The 13,049-nt window shown below is 51.8% G+C and carries 13 protein-coding genes; 10 read left to right on the top strand and 3 right to left on the bottom strand.

The features are described from left to right. Window positions 1–349 precede the first annotated feature (349 nt). The 3 genes from LC084_RS15350 to LC084_RS15340 all read right to left on the bottom strand — a co-directional run bounded on the left by LC084_RS15350 (window position 350) and on the right by LC084_RS15340 (window position 3,971). Window positions 350–631 carry a hypothetical protein gene (locus LC084_RS15350; protein ID WP_226572057.1) on the bottom strand — a complete coding sequence of 94 codons (282 nt, stop codon included), beginning with the start codon at window positions 629–631 and terminating at the stop codon, window positions 350–352. A 398-nt stretch (window positions 632–1,029) separates the two neighbouring features. Continuing rightward, window positions 1,030–2,355 (bottom strand): 6-phospho-alpha-glucosidase, encoded by a 1,326-nt coding sequence (locus LC084_RS15345; RefSeq protein WP_226572056.1) that lies wholly within the window; start codon window positions 2,353–2,355, stop codon window positions 1,030–1,032. After that, window positions 2,352–3,971, bottom strand: coding sequence for an alpha-glucoside-specific PTS transporter subunit IIBC (locus LC084_RS15340; protein WP_226572055.1), 1,620 nt, complete (start codon window positions 3,969–3,971; stop codon window positions 2,352–2,354). The genes LC084_RS15345 and LC084_RS15340 overlap by 4 nt, the downstream gene beginning before the upstream one ends. A gap of 296 nt (window positions 3,972–4,267) precedes the next feature. Between LC084_RS15340 and LC084_RS15335 the strand changes: the two genes are divergently transcribed. The 10 genes from LC084_RS15335 to LC084_RS15285 all read left to right on the top strand — a co-directional run bounded on the left by LC084_RS15335 (window position 4,268) and on the right by LC084_RS15285 (window position 12,970). Further along, on the top strand, window positions 4,268–4,990 hold the full coding sequence (locus LC084_RS15335; RefSeq protein ID WP_226572054.1) for a GntR family transcriptional regulator: 723 nt from the start codon (window positions 4,268–4,270) through the stop codon (window positions 4,988–4,990). Next, window positions 4,944–5,081 (top strand): hypothetical protein, encoded by a 138-nt coding sequence (locus tag LC084_RS15330; RefSeq protein WP_226572131.1) that lies wholly within the window; start codon window positions 4,944–4,946, stop codon window positions 5,079–5,081. The genes LC084_RS15335 and LC084_RS15330 overlap by 47 nt, the downstream gene beginning before the upstream one ends. 328 nt (window positions 5,082–5,409) lie before the next feature. Beyond that, the gene (locus LC084_RS15325; protein ID WP_226572053.1) at window positions 5,410–6,393 is read left to right on the top strand and encodes an autoinducer 2 ABC transporter substrate-binding protein; all 984 of its coding nucleotides are present in this window, start codon (window positions 5,410–5,412) and stop codon (window positions 6,391–6,393) included. 73 nt (window positions 6,394–6,466) lie between these two features. Then, a complete protein-coding gene (locus LC084_RS15320; RefSeq protein ID WP_226572052.1) occupies window positions 6,467–7,951 on the top strand; it encodes a sugar ABC transporter ATP-binding protein in 1,485 nt (494 codons plus the stop codon). Further along, complete coding sequence (locus tag LC084_RS15315) at window positions 7,944–8,915, top strand: ABC transporter permease (protein WP_226572051.1); 972 nt, start codon at window positions 7,944–7,946, stop codon at window positions 8,913–8,915. Before LC084_RS15320 ends, LC084_RS15315 begins: the two co-directional genes overlap by 8 nt. Beyond that, entirely contained in the window at window positions 8,912–9,868 is a 957-nt protein-coding gene (locus LC084_RS15310; protein ID WP_226572050.1) for an ABC transporter permease, read from the top strand. Before LC084_RS15315 ends, LC084_RS15310 begins: the two co-directional genes overlap by 4 nt. Window positions 9,869–10,018: 150 nt before the next feature. Beyond that, window positions 10,019–10,450, top strand: a complete 432-nt coding sequence (locus LC084_RS23235; RefSeq protein ID WP_264193537.1) for a MarR family winged helix-turn-helix transcriptional regulator — start codon at window positions 10,019–10,021, stop codon at window positions 10,448–10,450. Window positions 10,451–10,460: 10 nt separating this feature from the next. Next, window positions 10,461–11,018: an isochorismatase family protein gene (locus LC084_RS15295; RefSeq protein ID WP_226572049.1), complete on the top strand. Its 558-nt coding sequence runs from the start codon at window positions 10,461–10,463 to the stop codon at window positions 11,016–11,018. After that, on the top strand, window positions 11,015–12,085 hold the full coding sequence (locus LC084_RS15290) for an AbrB family transcriptional regulator (protein ID WP_226572048.1): 1,071 nt from the start codon (window positions 11,015–11,017) through the stop codon (window positions 12,083–12,085). The genes LC084_RS15295 and LC084_RS15290 overlap by 4 nt, the downstream gene beginning before the upstream one ends. An 87-nt stretch (window positions 12,086–12,172) precedes the next feature. After that, window positions 12,173–12,970, top strand: coding sequence for a PhzF family phenazine biosynthesis protein (locus LC084_RS15285; RefSeq protein WP_226572047.1), 798 nt, complete (start codon window positions 12,173–12,175; stop codon window positions 12,968–12,970). Window positions 12,971–13,049 lie beyond the last annotated feature (79 nt).

Raw genomic sequence — 13,049 nt, 5'->3', positions numbered from 1 at the left:
TAAAAGAGGTAAGTTATATGCCGTTGAGTATTTATTTAGATTCTTAACAGGATAGAAAAAATAGATGCTGAATTAATTAATGGTTTGGTCACGGGCGGGTAAAGATTGCAACGAGAAGGCAGCAAATTTAGCAAGCTGAATTGTTTCAGCTGAAGGGATTTTTTTTATAGCGTTCCTGAACATTACCCGCCTGTTTACCCGTGGCAGGGAGAATATTAAGAAAAAGCCATAATTCAGCTAATATAAAGTTATCTGCCTGTAATGTAAATACACGCGCTTTGCTTCGATTGCCCGCACCTTAACACCTCAGGCCATTTTTCACGGATTATCGATGTCTTTTGTCGATGAGTTAGTGGGTTTCAGCCAGGAGTAAAGGGGTGGCCTGGTTGTGATGAAGCGCATTTAAAAACTGAGTGACCGCATTTTCAATAATCGGCGTGTTACCTGCACTATTTTTGGTATAGAAGGAAATAGCCAATTTTTCAGTGGTCGCTTTGGTAATATGCACAAAATAATATTCTGCCAAACCATAACTGGCTTTCATAATTGCATCTTTGTCGTACTGGTTTTTGTCCAGTAGCAAGGTAACATACTCACCCAATGAGTTAGAGCCTTGTACCACTGTTTCCATTATCGAAACCTCACATTAAATTCATCTTTAAGTTGCCTTGCAAAGTGGCGTAGCTAAGAACCAGAACCTGGCGCCAGAAAAAGTTTTAATAGTCTTTTATGGTATTTCTCCGCGTTTTGGGGGAGATGCATTTTGATTTAAATCACTATGTTGTTAATTAACCGCAGCAAAGGTTTTTGGGGCTTTTGTAGTATATTTTTCAGACAGCGATAATACCCGTACATCATGCTGAGTGTGGTTCTCTTTTCGGTTACTCTTTTCACGGCGAAAAGCGGTTGCAGCATTATCTGCCAGATAAATATTGTGCTGCTTGGTGCGGGGCGATCAGAGTTGGTTGGCCGTTATACGGCTTTCGGGGGCGTTGCTTCCCGGGGGAGCGGGAAGCAACAAAGGAAGGGTTAGTTTAATTCTGGCCAGTACGCTGTATTTACCTCAATAAGGTCATCAAGAATCGCTTTGGCAACACTGGCGCTGGGTACGGTTTTCGACAAGGTGATTGCTTGCCACAGTTTTTGGTAAGAATGCTGTTCCCAGGCATCCACCACCAGTTTTTCGACCGCCACTTGTTGGCTCATCATCCCTTTTTGGAAATGCGGAATTTCGCCAACAGTTAAGGGTTCCGGCCCGTTCTTACCTACCAGACAAGGGATCTCCACCATGGCGTCGGCATCAAAGTTGGCAATGGCACCGTTGTTAGGAACAATCAGCAACATGCGCTCCTGGGTGTTAAACGCAATAGCGGCAGCCAGGTCAACAATGTAAGAAGCATGTTCGTCTATTTCCAGTTCTCCCGCGCTGGAGTTGCCGGCTTCAATAATGGCACGGCAGGCGCTGAATACCTGTTTTTCACGGTGATCCATGACTTCGTTTGCCCTTGTTCTTTCTGGGTTGGAATGCGCCACCACATAATCCGGGAACAGGTAATACTTCAGGTAGGTGTTGGGCAAGGTTGCGCTGTCCAGAGCCTGGACATCTTTCGCTTTGGCAAAGGTATCGTTCCAGCTGGCTTCGGTGTGGGTGTCTTTTGCCGGGGGAACATAGCCGTGCTGTGCGACATATTCTTTCAACCGCGGCATTAAATCATTGCCAGCCAAATCTTCGATTTGGGTCCACCAACCGAAGTGGTTCAGGCCGTAGTAGCGCACACGCATCTGTTTGCGGTCTTTAAGCCCAACAATTTGCGCCATGCGCCCTTCAATGCCGATTGGCATATCGCAAATATTGAGGATTTTTGCATTTGGCCGCAGTCTGCGGGTGGCTTCCGCAACAATGGCGGCCGGGTTGGAGTAATTCAGCATCCAGGCATTGGGTGAATATTGCTCCATATAATCCACCAGTTCCAGTACGCCGCCAATAGAGCGCATGCCGTAGGCAATCCCCCCAGGCCCGCAGGTTTCCTGGCCCAGAACACCATGGCGCAGGGGGATCTTTTCATCCTGCTCGCGCATGGGGTATTTACCCACGCGGATATGTGCCATCACAAAGTCCACGTCAGTAAAGGCTTCTTTCGGGTCGGTGGTGTAGCTGAACGCAATATCAGGGGCCTGCTCCTGGAGAATCACCTTGCAGGCCTCAGCAATAACCTCCTGGCGAGCGCCATCGTTGTCATAGAATTTCAGTGCCCGTAATGGGAAACGGTCTTGGTTTGCCAGCAACATGAGAACAATGCCTGGGGTAAAGGTACTGCCGCCACCGGCGATTACCACTGAAAATTTATTTGTCATACTGCCTCCGTCATGGTGTTGGATTCATTCGTTAAAGCGGTTTTCATCAGGGTTTCAAGCTGGTCCCGAACTTGCGGGACATGCAGCCCGACAATCACCTGGATACTGTTGCCATGGCGCACCACGCCATGGGCGCCAAGGGCTTTGAAAACGTCGTCACTTTGGGTTTGCGCTATATCTACCAGGGCAATACGCAGGCGGGTGGCGCAGTTATTGATACTGTCGATATTGGTGGCTCCGCCAAGGGCTTCCAGGAACCCAATAGCCTGGCCGGTCCGGGTATCTTTGGTGGCTGGTGCCGGGGTTTTCCCGCGGGCGGCCTGGTAATCGGCCTTGCTGTACAGGCGCACTTCACTGGCTTCACGGCCGGGGGTTTTCAGGTTGAGCCGCAGAATCAGGGTGCGGAACACCACAAAATAGAGCGCGGTAAAGCACAGGCCGACGCCAATTTGGGTAAACATCATGCCGCTGTGGTGGTGGAACATGGGGATCCAGTTTTGGGGTAAAAACTGGTCCAGCAGGCCGCCGCCAAAGTTGCCAACCACACCAAACAGGTACATCACTGTTGCCATGGAAGCGGCCAGCACCGCATGAACCGCAAACAGCAGAGGGGAAATAAACAGGAAGGTAAATTCCAGCGGCTCGGTGATACCCACCAGAACCGCAGTTAGCGTAGCCGGAATGAGCAATCCGGCCACTTTTACCCGATTTTCTGGCGCGGCAGTAAAATAGAGTGCCAGGGCAATGCCGACTGAGCCAAACACTTTGGAATTACCGTGTAAGGCAAAACCGCCTTCAGGAAACAGCACCTTCAACGGCTCGCTGCTGTTGCTGAATGCCTGTAAATGTTGTGCCCAGTAAACCTGTATACCGCCCTCGACTGCTGCCGGGCCAAAGATAAACGGGCCGTAGATAAAGTGGTGCAGCCCGGTGGGGATAAGAATGCGTTCCAGGAAGGTATAGATCCACACGCCAGTGGCACCGGCAGTACGTAAAAATGCCTGTAATGATTCAATACCCATCTGGATTTTGGGCCAACCCAGTAATGTTAGCCAGGCGCAGGGAAGCATGATCAGAAATGCAATAATGACAACAAATGATGTTCCCTGAAAAATACCGAGAAAAACGGGTAAGGGTTTATCAAAAAAACGGTTATGTAATGCCGTAACTATGCCAGATATTGCAATTGCACCAATAATACTGGTGTCCAGCGTTTTAATTCCGGCTATCAGTGTCAGGCCACTTCCTGCAACTGGGTCTTGAGAAAAATCTACACCAAAAAAACTTCCCCAGGTCATTCCCATGGCGTTAATAAAATAGTTCCATGTAAGGAAGCTTATTAGTACAGCAAGGCACGCTCTGGCCTGAGCCTGCTTCGCCAGGCCTATAGGCAGGCCGACTGCGAAGATCAGCGGCATATTACGAAATACGCTCCAGCCACCTTCTTCGATAATATGAACAATTTGTGCAAATAAACTTTCAGGCGCGGTTAGTGATTCCCCGACAAAAAGCGGGTTACTTAGCATAATTGCTATACCAACAACCATTCCTGCAAACGGAAATAATAATACCGGGGTGAACATCGCACCGCCGAAACGTTGTATTTGACTGAGCATTGTAAAATCCTCACATAAACCAACCGGGTAAGAGGCCTTATTTCATTGTCGTGCTGGCCGGTATTGAGAATAAGAATTGGCGAATACAAAAGCGGGGTGAGAAAACAGGGTTTGTGATAGTTCTCAAGGTTTTATTTCCGTGTCTGATGTCTACTTTTTATCGAAAAACCAGACAAGTGCAGAAATGAACTGGAAATGGGTTACTGGTATTTAATTTAATTTATTGTTTTTAAATAAATTTATAACAGAAACGCTAGTTCATTTTACTCATGAATGAGGCAAAAAGAGGTCCAGTAGTGATCTACAAATTAATTGCAGAACGGTTGCGGGTGCGCCTTAATTCGTCGGATTATGCCGTGGGTAGCCCTTTGCCTGGTGAAAAAGCGCTGGCGCAGGAATTTGGTGTGGCGCGCATGACAATTCGTAATGCGCTGGATTTACTGGTGAGCTGGGGGCTGGTGGTGCGCCGCCATGGCAGTGGCACGTTTGTCGCCCGCAAAGATGTTCACCAAGAAACCAACAGTTTATGCGGCATGGTGGAAGTGCTGCGCCTGCAGGGCAAAGAGGTTGTCAGCCAGGTGCTGGAATTTTCTGTGATGCCCGCACCGCCTGCAATTGCCCGGCAACTGCGGGTGCAGGTTAATGACCGGATCTGGTTTTCTCGCCGCCTGCGTTACGTGGATGGCAAGCCTTTGATGCTGGAAGACAGTTATATGCCCGTCACCCTGTTTCCTTATTTATCGCTGGCGCATCTTGAAGGCTCGAAATTTGATTATATTGAAAAGGAGTGTGGGCTGACGATTAGTGGCAACTATGAAAGCCTTACGCCCGTGCTGGCAGACAGGCAATTGGCTGAACAGTTAAATGTTGCCGAGCACACGCCTTTGCTGCGCATCAGTTCGTTGTCCTACAACGACAGCGGGGTATTCCTTAATTATTCCGTGATGTACCGTAACACCCAGGAATACCAGGTTGATTACCATTTGCGCCGTAGCGCGCCTGAAATTGGGCGGGTATAAAACCAGCCAACACGGTGGGGATGACTTGTGTGGCAACCCGGTTGCCACCAACGTTGCCACCATGCTCACCCGTTTTACCTATTTTCTTTGAAACCCGGCCATGGTCGCAAAAATATGCCTGAATTGTCCGTTTATCACTGGCATGTTGCCGGTTTTAAACTACGTCGTATTTCACGGGTGCTAATTTTTCACGTAATTCCCCATTAATTTTGCATCAGGGCGTGAGTCTCATCACATAGAAAAATAACAGCGCGTTTATCCATATTTCCAGCAGGATATTTCCGGCGTGCCAACTATTTTCAAATCTGACTGTCGTTAAAAAACGTAACAAAATCATGATAAGCGGCAACATTTCGTTATCGGTTGTGGATGCCGCGTTCTCTTACCGCTGTCCTGACGAACAAATAATGAGGCTGAAAATGAGTAAGCAATTTATTGCCAGTATGTTGTCTGCATTACTGATGGGGGCTGCGGTGTTATCTGCGCCGTTGCACGCCGAAGAAAAAACCGTGGTGAATATTTCTAAAGTGGATGGTATGCCCTGGTTTAACCGCATGGGTGAAGGGGTGGTGCAGGCAGGTAAAGACTTTGGCGTAAATGCCTCCCAGGTTGGGCCCGCCAGTACCGATGCGCCACAGCAAGTTAAAATCATTGAAGACCTGATTGCCCGCAAAGTGAATGCCATCACCATCGTGCCGAACGATGCCAACGTGCTGGAGCCTGCATTCAAGAAAGCGCGCGATGCCGGTATTGTGGTGTTAACCAATGAATCCCCAGGGCAACCCAGTGCTAACTGGGATATCGAAATTATTGATAACCAGAAATTTGCCGCTGAATACGTTGAGCACATGGCGAAGCGTATGGGCGGTAAAGGTGGCTATGTTATCTATGTTGGCAGCCTGACTGTGCCGCAACATAACCTGTGGGCAGATTTGCTGGTGAAATACCAGAAAGAACATTACCCCCAGATGCACGAAGTCACCCGCCGTATGCCAGTTGCGGAAAGTGTGGATGATTCACGCCGCACCACGCTTGATCTGATGAAAACCTACCCGGATCTGAAAGCAATTGTCTCCTTTGGCTCTAATGGGCCGATTGGCGCAGGCCGTGCAGTGAAAGAAAAACGTGCGAAAAACAAAGTGGCGGTGTACGGCATGATGATCCCATCCCAGGCGGCTTCGCTGATCCGCAGTGGCGATATCACCGAAGGGATCACCTACGATCCGGCAACTGCCGGTTACGCACTGACGGCTGTCGCCAGTACGTTACTTAACGGCGGCACCATCAAACCGGATTTTGAAGTGAAGAACCTGGGGAAAGCGGAAGTGGATATGGATAAACACATCATTCGTTTCCACAAAGTGTTGTTGGTGAATAAAGACAATATCGATTCGCTGTATTGAGTTAGGTGTAAGGCCAGGGGGTATCACCTTCTGGCCTGTTTGCGCCAATACCAGGCCTTGGTGGATTAAGATTATGGAACCGTTTCTTTCTCTGCGTCATATCAGTAAAACCTTTCACGGCACCCGTGCGCTTAACGATGTGGCGCTCGATTTTCTGCCCGGCGAAGTGCACTGCCTTGCCGGGCAAAATGGTTGTGGCAAATCCACGCTTATCAAAATTATTTCCGGGGTTTACCGCCCTGATGACGGTGCGCAGATAACCCTTGGCGGCCAGCACTGGTCGCGCCTGACACCTTCGGCATCTGTTGCTCAGGGGATCCAGGTGATTTACCAGGATCTCTCGCTGTTTCCTAACCTGAGTGTGTGGGAAAACATTGCCGTTAACCACTACCACCACGGCTGGCTGGTGAAACGCCGCACGCTGCGTAAGGTGGCTGAACAGGCAATGGCGAGTATTCATGTTTCCCTGCCACTGGATGAGCCCGTGGAGTCGCTGTCTATTGCTCGTTGCCAGTTGGTGGCTATTTGCCGGGCGCTGGCTCAGGACGCCAGGCTGATAATTATGGATGAACCCACGGCTTCGCTAACTCACCAGGAAGTGGAAGGGTTGCTGGCGGTGGTGCGCCAACTTCGGGAAAAAGGGATTTGTGTGGTGTTTGTCAGCCACCGGCTCGAAGAAGTGCTGGCGGTGTCGGACAACATCACGGTTCTTAAGGATGGCGAACTTGTGGGTACTTACCCGGCCGCCGATATGACAACGCAACACCTCGGTTTCCTGATGACGGGGCAGCAGTTTGAATACCAGACCCGGGCGCTGCGCCAGAGTGCGGGCAGTACACCGGTGCTGGAGGTGGTTAATCTCTCCCGTGCCGGGGAATACCAGGATGTGTCGTTTCAGGTGGAGGCCGGAGAAGTGGTGTCTATTGTCGGGCTGTTAGGAGCCGGGCGCACAGAACTCTGCCTGAGCCTGTTCGGGCTCACCCGGCCAGACAGCGGTGAAATCCGTATTAATGGCCGCCCGGTGAAACTGCGCAGTAACCAGGATGCTATTAGCCAGGGGATTGGTTATGTCTCAGAAGACCGGATGAACCGTGGACTGGTGATGGCGCAGTCTATTGAGAATAACGTTATCAGCACGGTGTTCCCGCAGGTCACCAATACTGTGGGGCTGATTGATGAAACCCGCTGCCGGGGGCTGGTTTCCCGCCTGGTAAAAGCGCTGAGCATTAAAGTGCCTGATGTCCGTTTGCCCGTGAATACGCTATCGGGGGGGAACGCCCAGCGGGTGTCGATTGCTAAATGGCTGGCGATTACCCCGCGGTTATTGATTCTCGACAGCCCAACGGTGGGTGTGGATATCGCCAATAAAGCCGGGATTTACCAGATTATCAGTGACCTGGCGAACCATGGTATTGCGGTGGTGATGATTTGCGATGAAATCGAAGAGGCCTGGTACCAGAGCCACCGCATTTTGGTGATGCAGCAAGGGCGGTTAACCCACAGTTTCCTGCCGGAAAACAGTACCCAAGAGATGATAGCCGGGGTGGTCAATGGCTGATTTAATGAAACGCCACGAAACCTGGCTGGGGCTGCTGATCGTGGTGCTGTTTGCCGGGTTAGCCTGGAAAAGTGATGAGTTTTTTACCCTGGGTAACCTGTATGACCTGGTGAATAACTACGCCATGTTAACCATTCTGGCTTGCGGGCTGTTTATGGTGCTGATTTCTGGTGGCATCGATATTTCTTTTCCCGCCATGACCATTATTGCCCAGTACGGCATGGTTCTGTTGTTGCACCACATTGGCGGTAACTTTGCGGTAGCGTTTTTACTGGCTGGCGGCATTGGCGTGCTGCTGGGCCTGGTCAATGCTCTGCTGGTTAATCGCCTGAATGTGCCCTCTATCATCATTACTATTTCCACGTTGAATATCTTCTACGGCCTGCTGCTATGGCTGAGCAAAGGCGTGTGGCTGTACGATTTTCCCCCCTGGTTTGAAAAAGGCATCATGCTGTTCAAATACACTGATGCAGATGGCTATGACTATGGGTTGAGCCTGCCATTACTGGCGATGCTGTCGGTGGTGGGGCTGACGGCGCTTATCATGAATTTCACCACCACAGGCCGCAAGATCTACGCCATGGGCGGCAACCGGGAGTCTGCCAGCCGGATTGGCTTCAGTGTATTGCGGCTGCACCTGTTTGTTTATGGCTATATGGGTTTTCTTTCGGGTGTGGCAGGTGTGGTTCAGGCCTGGACAGTTCAAACCGTGGCACCCGATTCACTGCTGGGCTATGAGCTGACAGTGCTGGCGGCAGTGGTACTCGGCGGGACCAGCCTGGTGGGCGGGCGAGGCTCGCTTAGCGGTACTTTATTGGGGGTGATATTGCTGGCGGTAGTGCAAAACGGCCTGAATTTACTGGGCGTATCCTCTTACTGGCAAACGCTGATTACCGGCAGCATTATCGTTGTGAGTATCAGCGCGACCGCCTGGAGCCAGCACCAGAACCGGAGTCTGTTATGAAAATCGCCTGGCGTAATAACGTAGAGTTTTACCTGGTTGGGCTGTTACTGCTGGTGGTGGTGGCTTTCAGTGTACTGATGCCGGATATTTTCTGGTCAGTCAGTAACTTTCAGTCAGTGGCGTCACAAATGCCGGTGCTGGGGATTCTGGCGCTGGCCATGGCGATGACCATGTTATGCGGCGGGATCAATCTGTCGATTATTGGCACGGCCAACGCTTGTTCACTGGTTATGGCCTGGGTGGCAACCAGTTATCCGCCGGGTTGGCTTTCCGCACTGGGTGCGCTGGGGGCAGGGGCCGGTACTGCGGTGCTTATTGGCTTATGCAATGGCGTATTGATTGCCGGGATACGGGTATCGCCCATTCTGGCAACCCTTGGCATGATGACTCTGCTGAAAGGTATCAATATTTTGATAACCGGCGGCAGCGCCATCGCTAATTATCCGGGCTGGGTATTGTGGCTGAACCACGCGCAGTGGTTTGGTATCCCGTTGCCTTTATGGCTGTTTGCGCTGGTGGCGGTGGTGCTGTGGGTTCTGCTGGAGAAAAGCCCGTTGGGCCGCGCCATCTACCTGATTGGCTCCAACGAACGGGCAACACGCTATGCCGGGATTAATACCCGCCGGGTGCTGATTCAGGTGTATGTGATTTCTGCGCTGTTGTGTGCGGTTGCCGCATTTTTAATGATGTCCAAACTGAATTCTGCCAAAGCCTCTTATGGGGAATCTTACCTGCTGGTGTCTATTCTGGCGGCGGTTCTGGGCGGGGTGAACCCCGATGGCGGTAGCGGGCGCATTATTGGTATGGTGCTGGCGCTGTTTCTTCTGCAAACCATTGAAAGTGGCTTTAACATGATGGGCGTCAGCCCTTATCTCACCATGGCGTTGTGGGGCACATTACTGCTGTGCTTTATTCAGGTGCGCGGCATGATGGGGGTATCCCGATCTGGCTGAAACCCGTGTTCACCAAAAAATGAGCCTGCCCGGTTACTGGCAGGCTTTTTTGTATCTGTTAACAGGATGGTTACAAAATGATACGAAGGTAAACTACCAAGTTTTCCTTCGTAGTTGTAGACTGGTTGCATGGAGTAAGGAGTGCAGAAAATGAATGATTTAACTGTAACCGCCGCCAACCTGCGTAGCCTGGCTGGCAAGCTGTCACGCCGGTTGCGCGAATCTGCACCGCCAGGCGATTTGACCTGGTCTCAGGTTGCCGTACTGGGGTATTTGGTGCGCGACGGAGCCATGACGGTCACTGAACTGGCTGGCGCAGAAGGGGTGCGCACCCAGTCAATGGGCGCAACCGTTGCCAGTTTACAGGCCGCAGGCATGGTAACGGGCGAGCCAGACCCAAACGACGGGCGCAAAACCCGTTATCATGCCACTGAAGCCTGTCTGGCATTAGTATCAGCTAACCGTGCAATGCGCGATGACTGGTTATTGCAAGCCATGGAGAGCCAGCTTTCACAGGAAGAGCAGCAGCAATTAACGCAACTTGTGCCCTTACTCCAAAAACTGGCGGACTATTCATCCTGAGAGGTTATACATGGCTATTACAACCCTTGATGCCAACACGGCACTGATTGTTATCGACCTGCAACATGGCATTGTTTCTCTGCCCACCGCGCAGGATACTCGCCCGGTTATTGAAAAATGCACCCAGCTGGTTAGCGCTTTTCGCAAGGCCGAACTTCCTGTCGTGCTGGTGAATGTTGCTGGTGGTGCTCCTGGGCGTACCGAACAACCGCGCCACAGTGGGGAGCTGCCTGCCGGCTGGGCAACGCTTATCCCGGAGATGACCCCACAGGCTGGCGACATCACTGTTACCAAGCACTCCTGGGGCGCATTTAACAACACGCCACTGCATACTGAACTGCAACAACGGGGTGTGACCCAGGTTATTGTGGTGGGCGTGGCAACCAGTATTGGCGTGGAATCCACCGCTCGCCAGGCGTATGAACTGGGTTACAACGTGGCGCTGGCGGTAGATGCTATGGCAGATCTGGCAGCAGAAACCCACGTGAACAGTATTGAACGTATTTTCCCGCGTCTGGGGGAAACGGGCACAACAGCCGATGTACTGGCACAGGTTAACGCCAGATGATCAATACGCCGGTATCACTGGCCCGCTGGTGCGGGCTGGTACTGATTTCTGCTTTACTGGTTCTGGTTCTGGAAGCGGTACAGATACCGGCGGCTTTATTACTCGGGCCGATGTTTGCGGCTATTGGTTTTGCAGCATCCAGCCGCCCGGTGAGCATTTCCCGCCCGTTATTTCATAGTGCGCAGGCAGTGGTGGGGGCCATGATTGCCGCTGCCATTCCTCCCGATATTTTTAACGAAATAGCCCATCAGTGGCCGCTGTTTTTGGCGTGCGTGGTTTCGGTCATCGTTGCCAGTCTGGTGTTGGGTGGGTTGTTAGCCCGCTACCAGGTTCTGCCGGGTTCCACGGCGATTTGGGGTTCTTCACCTGGTGCTGCTACCGCCATGACGCTGATGGCGGAAAGCTTTGGTGCGGATGTGCGCCTGGTGGCGTTTATGCAGTATTTGCGGGTTATGGTAGTGGCGCTGGTTGCTACGCTGGTGACACGCCTGTGGGTGAGCGATATTCCGGATGGTGCCGCCGTCCATATAAACTGGTTTGTTGCTGTACCGTTATGGCCACTGTGTGCCACTTTACTGGTGATTGCCGGGAGTGTCCTGCTGGCTCGTTGTGTTAAGCTCCCCGCAGGGCCGATGCTACTGGCTCTGGTGCTGGCAACGGTCGCGCAAGATGCCGGTGGTTTGGTTATTACACTGCCAGAAACCTTGTTGGCACTGGCTTATGCGTTTGTTGGCTGGGGCATTGGTTTGCGCTTTTCCGCCGAGATCCTGCGGCATGCTGCTCATGCGCTGCCCCGCGTGCTGCTTTCCGTATTAACCCTGGTGGCTGTGTGTGCCGGGTTTGCCTGGCTGTTGGTTCGGTTTGCGGGTATCGACCCGTTAACTGCATACCTGGCAACCAGCCCGGGTGGGGCGGATTCTGTGGCAATCATTGCCTCTTCCAGTCATGTTGATTTACCCTTCGTTATGGCGATGCAAACCGGGCGATTTATTCTGGTGATGCTGACCGGGCCAGTGTTATCACGCTGGATAGCTAACTGGATGCAAAGGCGCGCTGTTGCCAGGTAAACCTGAATTGTTGGCTCAAGGTGCACAGAATACCAAGGCTGTGTGATACTGGGTGTTGGCTCAGTCGTTAACACAGAGGATGTCTGCATGGAACTGGCTATGTACCTGGTGGATGCATTCGCGCACCAGGCCTTCTCCGGAAACCCTGCCGGGGTGTGTATTACTCCCGAACCACTACCTGATGCTCTGCTGCAAAAAATTGCCGCTGAAATGGCTGTTTCCGAGACAGCATTTTATACCCCCGGCAGCCAGCAGTTACGCTGGTTTACCCCGCTTACCGAAGTTAACTTGTGTGGGCACGGTACGCTCGCCGCGGCGCATGTTTTACAGCAAACCGGCGCGCTTAATACTGGGGAAACATTAACGTTCACAACCCTTTCTGGCCCGTTGCATGTAACGGCAGGGCGGGATGCAATCACTATGGATTTCCCGCTGTTGCCACCCAATATGGCAGTGCCTGCCGGGCAGGCATATCTTGCCGCACTGGGGCTTACTGATGAGCAAGTAACAGCACAGGGCATGTTCGGTGAGAAGCATTTTATTGTGGTCAGTAGCGAAGCGGTTGTACGCCAGTTGTCACCAGATTTTGCGGCCTTACGGGCGTTACCCGGGCGCGGAATTGTTGTGAGCGCCCGTGGCGAAAATGGGTTCGATATTGTTTCGCGTTATTTTGCTCCCTGGGTGGGGGTGAATGAAGACCCGGTAACCGGCTCGGCACATTGCGCTCTGGCAGCTTACTGGTGCGCCGAGCTTGGGAAAACGCAATTGCATGCGTTCCAGGCTTCTGCGCGTGGTGGTGAGTTGTCGCTCGTGCTGGGTGAACCTGGCCGGGTGAGCATTGGCGGGCAGGCGCGCACTATGCTGGTAGGGGCTTTTACTCTGTAATCATTAAAATACGATGCGAAAGGGAAATTCTGAAACACTCAGAACAAACTGACACATAAAAAGTGGTTAAGCGCACAGA

Origin of the sequence: Mangrovibacter yixingensis, from assembly GCF_020523985.1 — a bacterium.
Classification (GTDB): domain Bacteria; phylum Pseudomonadota; class Gammaproteobacteria; order Enterobacterales; family Enterobacteriaceae; genus Mangrovibacter; species Mangrovibacter yixingensis.
Note: the sequence above shows the minus strand (reverse complement) of the source record. Positions and strands in the feature narration are given on the sequence as shown.

Bases quoted from the DNA above. Each gene is read 5' to 3' on its own strand.
- LC084_RS15350 (WP_226572057.1), bottom strand. From the start codon at position 631: ATGGAAACAGTGGTACAAGGCTCTAACTCATTGGGTGAGTATGTTACC.
- LC084_RS15345 (WP_226572056.1), bottom strand. From the start codon at position 2,355: ATGACAAATAAATTTTCAGTGGTAATCGCCGGTGGCGGCAGTACCTTT.
- LC084_RS15340 (WP_226572055.1), bottom strand. From the start codon at position 3,971: ATGCTCAGTCAAATACAACGTTTCGGCGGTGCGATGTTCACCCCGGTA.
- LC084_RS15325 (WP_226572053.1), top strand. From the start codon at position 5,410: ATGAGTAAGCAATTTATTGCCAGTATGTTGTCTGCATTACTGATGGGG.
- LC084_RS15320 (WP_226572052.1), top strand. From the start codon at position 6,467: ATGGAACCGTTTCTTTCTCTGCGTCATATCAGTAAAACCTTTCACGGC.
- LC084_RS15315 (WP_226572051.1), top strand. From the start codon at position 7,944: ATGGCTGATTTAATGAAACGCCACGAAACCTGGCTGGGGCTGCTGATC.
- LC084_RS15310 (WP_226572050.1), top strand. From the start codon at position 8,912: ATGAAAATCGCCTGGCGTAATAACGTAGAGTTTTACCTGGTTGGGCTG.
- LC084_RS23235 (WP_264193537.1), top strand. From the start codon at position 10,019: ATGAATGATTTAACTGTAACCGCCGCCAACCTGCGTAGCCTGGCTGGC.
- LC084_RS15295 (WP_226572049.1), top strand. From the start codon at position 10,461: ATGGCTATTACAACCCTTGATGCCAACACGGCACTGATTGTTATCGAC.
- LC084_RS15290 (WP_226572048.1), top strand. From the start codon at position 11,015: ATGATCAATACGCCGGTATCACTGGCCCGCTGGTGCGGGCTGGTACTG.
- LC084_RS15285 (WP_226572047.1), top strand. From the start codon at position 12,173: ATGGAACTGGCTATGTACCTGGTGGATGCATTCGCGCACCAGGCCTTC.